Source organism: Paraburkholderia sp. (genome assembly GCF_035656215.1).
Taxonomy (GTDB): Bacteria; Pseudomonadota; Gammaproteobacteria; order Burkholderiales; family Burkholderiaceae; genus Paraburkholderia.
On record NZ_DASRSY010000260.1, the window covers coordinates 1 to 9,230 of the forward strand.

Here is a 9,230-nt window from a genome sequence, read left to right on the forward strand (position 1 = left end):
CAACTCGCCGATCTCGCCGGCTGCCGCTTCCATTTCGATGCCCACAATCGCTGCTGGCTACCCGAACTCGACGCCGCCGGCCGTAGCTCAGTACGCGGCATCTACGCTGCCGGCGACGGTGCCGGCATAGCCGGTGCCGACGCCGCCGAACTCGCCGGCCGGCGCACGGCGTTGGCGCTACTCGACGATCTCGTTATTGCGCATCCACGTAGCCCCGGCATGCGCGATGCGGCTTCCCTCGACCGCAGCCTGCAACGTATCGCTGTCTTTCGCCAAGGTATCGAAGCAGCCTTTGCGCCGCCGGCAAAATGCGCGGCGCAATGGCCCGACGACATGACCGTATGCCGCTGCGAAGAAATCGACGCGGGCACCTTGCGACGCTGCATCCGCGGTGGCGAAGCGAACGAGATCAATCGCCTGAAAGCGCTGACTCGCGTCGGCATGGGCCGTTGCCAGGGACGCATGTGTGGCGAAGCGGCATTGACGCTGCTTGCGGAAGAAACCGGCAAACCGCCTGAAGCCGTAGGCCGTTTGCGCAGCCAGCCGCCGGTCAAACCGATTCCGCTATCGCCCGCGATGTATGCCGACGGCGTCGTCGACATTCCCGAGGAGGCGCGCGATGAGTGACACACTGCACTACGACGTCGCGATTGCGGGCGGCGGGTTGGTCGGCTCGTCTGCGGCGTTGGCGCTGGCCCGGCGCGGCTTGCGCGTGGGCCTGTTCGAGCGGCGCTATTGCGGCGCGCAGGCAAGCGGCGTGAATTACGGTGGCGTTCGCGTCCAGGGACGAGCGGCCGAACAGATGCCGCTCGGCATGCGTGCACGGCGCATCTGGGATCACTTGCCGGAATTGATCGGTATCGACGGCGAATTCATCGTGTCGGGACATTTGCGGCTCGCTCGCAGTGAAGCCGATATTGCCGCGCTCGAAGCATGGGCGGACATGGCGCGTAGCCACGGACTGCAAGCGCAGTTGATCAGTGGTGCCACGTTCCGGCGACGCTATCCGTGGCTGGGCGCTGCAGCGGTCGGCGGCTCGCTTTGTGCGACCGACGGTCATGCGAATCCACGTCTTGTCTCGCCCGCGTTCGCGCGTGCCGCGCGAGCCGCAGGCGCGGACGTGCACGAGCAGACGGAGCTGACCGAAATCCATCACGACGGCACGCGCTTCCAGTTACGGGCCGGCGACACGCGCATCAGCGCCGACTGGCTGATCAATTCCGCGGGCGCGTGGGCGAATACGGTTGCCGGTTACTTCGGTGAAACCGCGCCGATGAAACCGATCTACCCGAACATGTGGGTCACCGAGCCGCTGCCGCCTTTCATCACGCACAACCTCGGCGTGGTCGGCGGCGGCATCTACGCGCGACAAGTGGCGCGCGGCAATTGCGTGATCGGCGGCGGACGCGGACACGGCGACGGCGAATACGGTCAACCGTCGACGGAAACCACTCGCACTGTGATGCGCGATGCGTGCGCCCTGCTGCCCGCCTTGCGCGAGGCGTTGCTGATCCGCACATGGAGCGGCGTGGAAGGCGAAACCCCGGACAGCAATCCGATCATCGGTGCGAGCCGCACGACGCCGCGTCTGTTGCACGCGTTCGGCTTTTCGGGCGGCGGCTTTCTGCTCGCGCCAGGTGTCGGCGAAATACTCGCGGATCTTGTGATCGACGGCACGACGGCCACACCGCTCGATGCTTTTTCGATCAATCGCTTCGCTGTGGTTGCTGCGGCGTCCGTCGCCTAGCTATTACCTAGTCGTCGCTTAGTCATCGCCTCGTTATCGTTTAGTGAAACTCAGGAGCTTCTCAATGAAACTGTTCAAAACGATCGCGGCGCTGGCCGCATTGTGCGCGTTCGGTGCAGCCGCGCCGGCATGGTCGGAGACCAAGACCATCTATATCGGCATGAACGGCGGTCCGATGGAAAAAGCCTATACAAGCCAGGTCTTGCCCGATTTCGAAAAAGCCAACAACGTAAAAGTGGTCGTGGTGCCCGGCACCTCGTCGGACATTCTCGCCAAGCTACTCGCCAACAAAGCGAATCCGCAAATCCACGTGGTGTTTCTCGACGACGGCGTGATGGCGCGCGCGGTCAGCGTGGGCGTGTGCAAGAAGCTCGACGACACGCCCGTGCTCAAGGAACTCTATCCGTTCGCGCGCATGAAGGACGACATGGGCGCGGGCGTGCAACTCGGTATGACCGGCATCGCGTACAACAAGAAGCTGTTCGCTGAAAAAGGCTGGGCGCCGCCAACCTCGTGGATGGACTTTGCCGATCCGAAGTACAAGGGCAAGGTGGTGTTCCAGTCGGCATCGAGCAGCACCTTCGGCCTGCACGGCTTCCTGGCGATCAACCGTTTGATGGGAGGCAGCGAGCAGAACGTCGAACCAGGCTTCACGAAATGGGCCACCACGGTCGGACCGAACGTGGTGGAGTACGTACCGAATTCAGCGAAAATTTCCGAAATGGTCCAGACCGGCGAAGCGGGCCTGTTCCCGTTGACACCGACTGCCGTGAGCGATCTGCAGGACAAGGGCATTCCGGTCGGCTACGTGAATCCGAAGGAAGGGCCGGTTTTGCTGCTGGTCGATCTGTGCGTGGTCAACAACAATCCCGATCCGCAATTGGCGCAGAAACTCGCGCAGTTCCTGCTCTCCGCACCGGTTCAGACAAAAGCCGCCGAGGCCGGCAAACAGATTCCGACCAACCGCCTCGCGAAGATGACGCAGCCGATGCAGCAGAGCCTCGGCAACGTCGACGATATGGTGAAGAAATTGACGGTGGTGGACTGGGACACGATCAATGCGCACCGCGCACAGTGGGATACGCGCTGGAATAGGCAGATAGAGCGTTAAGCCCGCCTGCGCATCAAAGAAAACGCGTGCCCCGTTGAAGGCGCGCGTTTTCATTTGGGGCCGTGCGTCAGAAGATCACCGAAATCGCCACCCCGAGCCAGATCGACAGCACACCGACAAGAAACATGTGCCGCGCGATACGAACGCGGGAGTCGCTGGTTTCCGGCTCGACCGGGCTGGTCGCCATCCACGGCACGAGCCCGAGGCAACCGAAGCCGATCATGGCAAACACGAAAACAAAGACGTCGGAGACGTGCCATTTCGTCTGATCGTACAAGCCCCAGTAGCCGAGAAACACGATGCCAATCGAGAAGATCGTTGCCGAGGCCGCGCTGAGCGCGGGTACGGATCCGGTTGGACTCGGCATGCTGCACCTCCGATCTTTGGACTGCTGGGGCCATCCGCGTCGCCAGACGCTTCGTCATTCAGGACGTACGGGCCTGCCTCGCTTCATACGTCTTCAGATGACTATAGGCGATACGCAGCAGCGACAAGCCGTGCTCGCCCTTCTGCGCATCGCCGCCGCGTGAAATCAGATCGCCGAGAATGTGATCCGCCTCGGTATGCGAGTGGTTTTCGACGTCGCGCAGCATCGAAGCCGTCAGCGGCGAAGGTGTGAAAAGCGTTTGGGTCGCGCGAGCGTCGAAGTCCGGGCCCATCGTAAAGCCGTTGTGCTCGGCAACCCCACGGCACTCGCCGAGCAGGTTCTCGATGATGCGTTTGCCATCTGGCGCAGCCAGAATATCGCCGACCGAACCTCGCATCAAGCACGTACCGGCCGCCAAGGTGGCCAGGAACACCCACTTTTCCCACATGCGCAGCAGGATGTTGTCGCTGATCACCGGATCGAAATTCGCGTCTGCCATTGCGTCCGCGATTGCCTGGACGCGCTCCGACGTACCGTCGTCCAGTTCCCCGAAGGTGATCGCATGCGTTTCGTTCAGATGCATGATGTGCTGCTCGGGGCTGAGTGTCGCCGCGATCACGCACTGACCGCCCAGTACGCGTGACGCACCGAACTTTTCCTTGAGCACGTCGATATGGCGCATGCCGTTGAGCATCGGCAGAATCAGCGTCGATTCGCCGACCAGCGGTGCGAACGAATCGATCGCATCGTCGAGACTGTAGGCTTTGCAACTGAGCAACACCAGGTCGAACGGCTCCGCGCCGACACCGGCGAGTATCGTCTTGACGTCGCGCAACGTGAGATTGCCGCGCGCACTGTTGATGACGAGACCGTCACGCTCGAGTTTTTCCGCACGGCCGGGACGCACCAGGAAGGTCACGTCCTGGCCCGCCGCTGCGAGACGTCCGCCAAAATAGCCGCCCACGGCGCCCGCCCCTACTACTAGAATTCGCATCTTTGGCCTCTTGATAGATTTGGGTCACATACGCCGGGTCGATAAGCAAGGGCTTCGAGGACCGCGTACGCAGCACGTGTGCAGAATGTAGCAAAGATTGACGATGCGCATCGGCCACAATGCCGGGCCGGTTTGCTGCAGCGCACCGCGACCGCATTGTTTCCGAGTTGTTCTTACATCAGATCAATCTGCGGGCCGCCAGTCGTCCACTACGCGCCTAAGCCTCCGTAACAGGAGACACGGCGACCGGGATCGCTGAACACCCCGCAGTAGCGTTGAAAGTCGCCTTACAGCGTGCCGCAGATGGTGCGCTCATAAAGCGCGAGCATCCCAGGCACATCCACGTCGATGCAGACTGTGCATTCGGGCCGCTTGTCCCAGTCCGGTGCGGGCACCGGCATCGTAGAAGGCTTCTGGATGGTTTGGCCCACCGCGATACCTTCAGTCAGCACACGCACGGGGCCGCTGCGAGTCGTATACAGATGCGGCGCCAGTACATAGGTGACCGCCGACGAGTCGTGTACGTAGATGCCCTTGAGTTGCGCGCTTTGCTCGTGAAAGGCCTCGTAATGCCGCGACACGTCCCACACGAACTGCCCTGCTGCACCGCCGCGATCGCGAAGCCACGCCAGATAATCCTGGCTCATGATGGTGCGCTGCGTGACGTCGAGCCCGAGGATCGCGACCGGCCACCGTGCGCCGAGCACAATGTCCGCGGCGTCAGGGTCGCCCAGAATATTCGCCTCCGCGGCGGGGGTCACGTTGCCAAGCACGCCGGCCGTGCCGAACGCGCCGCCCATGATGACCACCTGCTTGACGAGCGAGGCGATCTGCGGATCGTCGGCGAGCGCCAATGCCAGGTTCGTGAGCGGGCCTACGGCGATCAACGTCACAACGCCCGGATGCGCACGCACCGTGTCGATGATGAAGCGGTGCGCGGGACGTGCGTCGAGCGCTGCTTCAGGACCCGCTTCGATCGCGATGTTGCCGAGGCCGTTGTCGCCGTGAATCCAGGCAAGCGGCTCAGGCGCGGCGCGCTTGAGTGGCGCGGCGGCGCCCTGCGCAACCGGCACGCCCGGCGCGAACCGCCCGGCCAGGAAGCGCGCATTGCGCGTGGTGGTCCCGATCGTGGCATTGCCGAATACGCTCGTCAGACCGAGCAATTCGATGTCCGGATGCAACGCCTGAAAAACAAGCGCCATCGCATCGTCCACACCGGGATCGGTGTCGTAGAGAACCTTGTGCTTGCTCATAGGTAGAACGCATCCGGTAATTGTTCGCGCGCGGTGGTGTCGCGGGTCGCGCCATGCAGATTGCCGAGGCGGATCGGCAATTCCGGGCCGCCCAGTTCGATGATCACCTGGCGGCACGCGCCGCACGGCGCGATCGGCCCATCCGTATCGCCGATCACGGCAAGCGCGGCGAACTGATCGCGCTGATAGCCCGCGGCAATTGCACTGAAAAAGGCCGTACGTTCAGCGCAATTGCACAATCCGTACGAGGCATTCTCAACGTTGCAGCCGTCGAATACTTTGCCATCTTGTGTCAGTAGCGCGGCGCCGACCTTGAACTTCGAATAAGGCGCATAAGCCTTTTCTCGCGCGACACCCGCGCGTTCCAGCAGTTGTTCCATGTTCATGCAACGATCCTCGATTCAATTCAGCGTCAGGAAGATGCCCGCAATCGTGGCGCTCATCAGGTTCGAGAGCGTCGCGGCGAGCACGACACGCAGGCCATAGCGCGCGACTTCGGCGCGGCGTTCCGGCGCGACGGCGCTAAAGCCGCCCGTCAGCACCGCGATCGACGCGAAGTTCGCGAAGCCGCACAACGCAAACGACAGAATAGCAATGGTACGCGGATCGAGTGCTTGCAGTCCGGCCGCGCCCACGCTTGCGGCATCTTTCAGATACGGCGACAGCGACGCATAAGCGACGAACTCATTGAGGATGATCTTCTGCCCGAGGAAATTGCCAGCGATTGCGGCCTCGTTCCACGGCACACCGATCAGATACGCGAGCGGTGCGAAGACCATGCCGAGCACCGATTGCATCGACAGTTGCGGATGGCCAAACCAGCCACCTATACCGCCCACAATGCCGTTAAGCAACGCGATCAGGCCGACGAACGCGATCAGCATCGCGCCGACCATCACGGCGATTTTCAGGCCTACTGTCGCACCTGAACTCGCGGCTTCAATCACATTCGCGGGACGTTTTTCGTCGAAGCTGAGGTTCTCAAGATGCACCCGGCTCGGTTCGGTGGTCGGGTGAATGATCTTGGCGAACAGCAAGCCGCCGGGCACCGCCATGAACGACGCGGCCAGCAGATATTCAACCCGCACACCGAGACCCGCATAGCCGGCCAGCACCGAACCGGCAATCGCCGCCATACCGCTCGACATCACCGCAAACAGTTCGGCGCCGGTCATGTCGCGTACGAACGGTTTGACCACGGCCGGCATTTCGCTTTGGCCCAGGAAGATCGTGGTTACGGCCGAGAAAGATTCCAGCTTCGAAACACCGAGCAGTTTCTGAAACAAGGTACCGAGCACGATCACAATCCAGCGCATCACGCCGAGGTAGTACATCACGGAAATCAGCGCGGTAACGAAGATGATGGCCGGCAGCACCCGCACGGCGAAAACAAAACCGCCGTCGCCGAAGACCTGGAACATCTTCGATTGCACGAGGCCGCCGAACAGGAACTCGATGCCCGCGTTGCCATAGCCGAGGACGTGATTGACGCCGGACGCCGCGGCCGCGAGGACCGTCTTGCCGAATGGCACGAAGAGAATGAACGCACCGATACCGATCTGCGCAAGCAGTGCCGCGATTACAGTCCTTAAGCGGATGGCGCGCCGGTTGGTCGAAAAGATGAAAGCGATCAGCAGCAGTACGGCAATCCCGAGGAAGTTTCGTGCGATCAGTGCCATGTCTCTTGGTGTTCTCGTGAAAGTGGCAATGATGCTAATCGAAACCGATGCTGGAGAAAACTTTAAATATGGCCTTGCTTCGATACTGATCGCCAAACGGTCCGCAACAATCTCACCTCGCGGCAGTCGTTGTTGGATCAACTCCGTTCAGGTACCCTCACACCATAGGCGTTTCTCGTTCGGTCCGTAGCCGCTCCACACGCCGTCAGACGCCTCGCTGTGACCATCAATCATGCTCAACGAGGTGGCCTATGAACGTCGGTATCTATGGAACACTCGTCACGGCGTCACTGGTTCTGCTGCTGGGGAACAGGCTGGTCGGGTGGGTCCCTCTGCTGCGCAGCTATACGATTCCCGAACCCGTTGCCGGCGGACTCCTGGTGGCAATCGTCCTGTTGATCCTGCGCATGACGAGCCATATTGAAGTACGCTTCGATACGGCACTGCAAACGCCGCTGATGCTCGCATTCTTCGCGACCATCGGCCTCAACGCCAACCTCGCCAGCCTCAAGTCAGGCGGCCCGCTATTGCTGCGTTTTCTCGGTCTCGTGATCGGCCTGCTGATACTGCAAAATGCAGTAGGCATCGCGCTCACTTATGTACTGGGCATCGATCCGCTCTATGGCTTGCTGGTCGGCTCGATCACATTGTCCGGTGGCCATGGCACCGGTGCGGCATGGAGCAAGGTGTTCGCCGAACACCACGGGCTTCAGTCCGCAACGGAAGCGGCTATCGCCTGCGCGACGTTCGGCCTCGTGATGGGCGGCATTCTCGGCGGCCCGGTGGCACGCGTGCTGATGCGGCAAGTCGCCAGGAAAGACATCTCTCCTGCAGGAAGCTACGCAGGAAGCTACGCAGAAAGCCACTCCGAGAGCCACGACAATAGCCCCGCCGAACCGCCGCTCGCCTTCGAAGAACCGAAGGCGGAGCAAGCCACCACACCAGCCGCGTTCATCGAGACGCTGGCATTGATCGCGATCAGCCTCGCGGCCGGCGACGCGCTCTCGCAAGTGTTGGCCGGCACGGCGATCGAGCTGCCGACTTTTGTCTGCGTGCTATTCGTCGGCGTGTTGCTAAGCAATGCACTCGGGCTCGCGGGCAAGCCCGTTATCGATCACGCGGTCGCCCTGCTCGGCAACGTGAGCCTCGCGCTGTTCCTCGCGATGGCACTGATGACGCTCAAACTCTGGGACCTCGCCTCGCTCGCACTGCCCGTCGTTTCGATTCTTGTCGCGCAGACCATTTTGATGGCGCTCTATGCGATCTTCGTCACATTCCGCGTAATGAGTCGCAACTATGACGCTGTCGTGCTCGCCTCCGGCCATTGCGGCTTCGGACTCGGCGCCACGCCCACCGCCATTGCAAATATGCAAGCCGTCACGGCCCGTTTCGGGCATTCGCATCTCGCCTTTCTGGTGGTGCCGATGGTGGGCGCGTTCTTTATCGACATTGCCAATGCGATCGTCATCAAGGGATATCTGGCGTTGCCGATCTTTCATTAAACGGCTCGGCCGCGGCCGAGCTCAGATCATTTCCAATGCCAACGGTTATCGCGGCCAAGCTGTGCCCCGACACACAGCCGCCTGATCACGCCACGCCTCGCAAACACCAGATTTGACAATAACTCCTGGCTGATCGCCGATGCAGATACACAAACGGAGCATGTGCAATCACTCCGATTTCGCCTGACCCGCGATTGTGAGGCGGCCCGTAGCAGTCGTGACGCGTCCGCCTCTTTCGGGCGGTGATCCGATTGTGGCGAACGGATAGGTCGTTTGCGAGCGTTATGTTTCATGCGCCAGTCTCCAACGGGGTTGAAAAAAACTTATTCCGAGAAACTGGCGCTTCCTGTCTGCGAGTTGTACTGGACAACACTGCAAAATGCACACGAAAATTCCGAACGTGTGTAAGGCAAAAATAAAAAACGGCTCGCCGGAGCAATCCGGTGAGCCGTTTTGTTTGCGACATGCTCCGCCCCGCGCTTTGCCGCACGGTGCTGTGCTGTGCTGTGCTGTGCTGTGCTGTGCTGTGCTGTGCTGTGCTGTGCTGTGCTGTGCTGTGCTGTGCTGTGCTGTGCTG

9 protein-coding genes are annotated in these 9,230 nt (G+C 61.4%); 4 read left to right on the forward strand and 5 right to left on the reverse strand.

The features are described from left to right. From VFE81_RS14525 to VFE81_RS14535, 3 genes are all read left to right on the forward strand, one after another. On the forward strand, positions 1–627 hold a 627-nt coding region (locus VFE81_RS14525; RefSeq protein ID WP_325045262.1), incomplete at its 5' end, for a (2Fe-2S)-binding protein. After that, the gene (locus tag VFE81_RS14530; RefSeq protein ID WP_325045263.1) at positions 620–1,747 is read left to right on the forward strand and encodes an FAD-binding oxidoreductase; all 1,128 of its coding nucleotides are present in this window, start codon (positions 620–622) and stop codon (positions 1,745–1,747) included. The genes VFE81_RS14525 and VFE81_RS14530, both read left to right, overlap by 8 nt. A gap of 64 nt (positions 1,748–1,811) precedes the next feature. Beyond that, positions 1,812–2,858 (forward strand): ABC transporter substrate-binding protein, encoded by a 1,047-nt coding sequence (locus VFE81_RS14535; protein WP_325045264.1) that lies wholly within the window; start codon positions 1,812–1,814, stop codon positions 2,856–2,858. Between the two features lie 67 nt (positions 2,859–2,925). Here the strand turns inward: VFE81_RS14535 and VFE81_RS14540 are convergent, their stop codons facing one another. From VFE81_RS14540 to VFE81_RS14560, 5 genes are all read right to left on the reverse strand, one after another. Continuing rightward, positions 2,926–3,225: a hypothetical protein gene (locus tag VFE81_RS14540; RefSeq protein ID WP_325045265.1), complete on the reverse strand. Its 300-nt coding sequence runs from the start codon at positions 3,223–3,225 to the stop codon at positions 2,926–2,928. 58 nt (positions 3,226–3,283) lie between these two features. Continuing rightward, positions 3,284–4,219 carry a 2-dehydropantoate 2-reductase gene (panE, locus tag VFE81_RS14545; RefSeq protein WP_325045266.1) on the reverse strand — a complete coding sequence of 312 codons (936 nt, stop codon included), beginning with the start codon at positions 4,217–4,219 and terminating at the stop codon, positions 3,284–3,286. A 287-nt stretch (positions 4,220–4,506) separates the two neighbouring features. Further along, positions 4,507–5,472, reverse strand: a complete 966-nt coding sequence (locus VFE81_RS14550; protein WP_325045267.1) for a nucleoside hydrolase — start codon at positions 5,470–5,472, stop codon at positions 4,507–4,509. Next, positions 5,469–5,858 (reverse strand): cytidine deaminase, encoded by a 390-nt coding sequence (locus tag VFE81_RS14555; RefSeq protein ID WP_325045268.1) that lies wholly within the window; start codon positions 5,856–5,858, stop codon positions 5,469–5,471. The genes VFE81_RS14550 and VFE81_RS14555 overlap by 4 nt, the downstream gene beginning before the upstream one ends. Positions 5,859–5,873: 15 nt before the next feature. Then, on the reverse strand, positions 5,874–7,151 hold the full coding sequence (locus tag VFE81_RS14560; RefSeq protein ID WP_325045269.1) for a NupC/NupG family nucleoside CNT transporter: 1,278 nt from the start codon (positions 7,149–7,151) through the stop codon (positions 5,874–5,876). A 251-nt stretch (positions 7,152–7,402) separates the two neighbouring features. Between VFE81_RS14560 and gltS the strand changes: the two genes are divergently transcribed. Next, positions 7,403–8,653 carry a sodium/glutamate symporter gene (gltS, locus tag VFE81_RS14565; RefSeq protein ID WP_325045270.1) on the forward strand — a complete coding sequence of 417 codons (1,251 nt, stop codon included), beginning with the start codon at positions 7,403–7,405 and terminating at the stop codon, positions 8,651–8,653. Positions 8,654–9,230: the final 577 nt, after the last annotated feature.